Origin of the sequence: Testudinibacter sp. 'clade 2', from assembly GCF_006227735.1 — a bacterium.
Lineage (GTDB): Bacteria > Pseudomonadota > Gammaproteobacteria > Enterobacterales > Pasteurellaceae > Chelonobacter.
On record NZ_VDHB01000257.1, the window covers coordinates 1 to 1,328 of the forward strand.

Annotated in this window: 1 protein-coding gene; it reads right to left on the reverse strand. The window is 33.4% G+C overall.

The window, feature by feature from the left end; genetic code table 11:
* Positions 1 to 354: 354 nt before the first annotated feature.
* Positions 355 to 1,191 carry a formyltetrahydrofolate deformylase gene (gene purU, locus FHQ30_RS13095; RefSeq protein ID WP_139612357.1) on the reverse strand — a complete coding sequence of 279 codons (837 nt, stop codon included), beginning with the start codon at positions 1,189 to 1,191 and terminating at the stop codon, positions 355 to 357.
* Positions 1,192 to 1,328: the final 137 nt, after the last annotated feature.

A 1,328-nucleotide genomic window follows, 5' to 3' on the forward strand; every position in this document is an offset into this window, starting at 1 on the left:
CTTCATCAAAAACTCCTTTTTTGATTGAGTTAAAAGAGGTTGGTATAAAAAATATAACGATTTGTAAATTTACAATTAACAACAGTAATTTATGCTTGCATTTTATAACATACTGTTTACTGACATACAAGTTGTAATTTTACTACTATCAATCGGACAATAATTTAAAAAAACCTTACATATTAAATACATAAAGATTATAGACAAATAAAAAGTGATTAATTGATTGAATTAATAGGTATTACAATACTATTTTACTGATTATTAACAATTTTCAGATATTGTAAAGATAGACATTCTCCGCATGAAAATTATCACGCAGAGAAACTATTTCGGAGGGGTTTTATTTACAACTTACAAAACAACTGTTTTATTATCATAAACAAAAATATGGTCGTTAAGTGCCAAATCTAGTGCACGGGTTAAGACGCTTTTTTCAACATCACGCCCGGCACGCATCATGGCTTTCGCATCGTAGGTGTGGTCAACATTGATCACATTTTGCATAATAATCGGGCCTTGATCCAACTCATCATTAATAAAATGTGCGGTTGCGCCAATGATTTTTACGCCACGTTCATAGGCTTGCTGATAGGGCTTTGCCCCAATAAAAGCGGGTAAAAAAGAATGGTGGATATTGATCACTCGATTAGGATAGCGTTGAACAAACTTCGGGTTCAACACGCGCATATACTTAGCTAAAATAATCAGATCCGGTTGGTATTGATCAATTTTTTCAGCCAAGCGTTGATCATGCTCTTCCCGAGTTAGATTTTCATGGCTGACATGATGAAACGGAATATCAAAACGTTCGACCAATTCACGCAGAGCATCATGGTTTCCAATTACTGCGGCAATTTCAACATCTAAACCACCATAATAATTTTTCATCAGAATATCACCTAAACAGTGAGCTTCTTTCGTAACCAAAATAACAATTCGTTTGGTTTTGCGGGTAATGATGTTATATTTTGCACCCTGCGGCAAAGCCAGACTTAATTCGGTGTTCAGCATTTCATCGTTGAAAATTCCTTCCAATTCGGTACGCATAAAAAAGCGTTTACAGCCATTATCAACGAATTCACTATTATGGGTAATATTCAACTGGTGTTTGTAACAAATATTAGCAATTTTCGCCATTAAGCCTTTATCGTCGGAACATTCGGTTAATAATATTTTATTTTCAATCATATGGTTTTCTTCATATAGAAAAAAATAAACCCTTGAGGGTTTATTTTAATAAGTTACTTATAATAAGATTAATTGTTAAATTTCAAAATCTGATAACGTTTTACCACTGTCTAATGCAGCTTGAATGGCTTTAGGTG

What these genes read in the sequence shown, in the direction of transcription:
- purU (WP_139612357.1), bottom strand. Translation starts at nt 1,191, where the DNA reads ATGATTGAAAATAAAATATTATTAACCGAATGTTCCGACGATAAAGGC.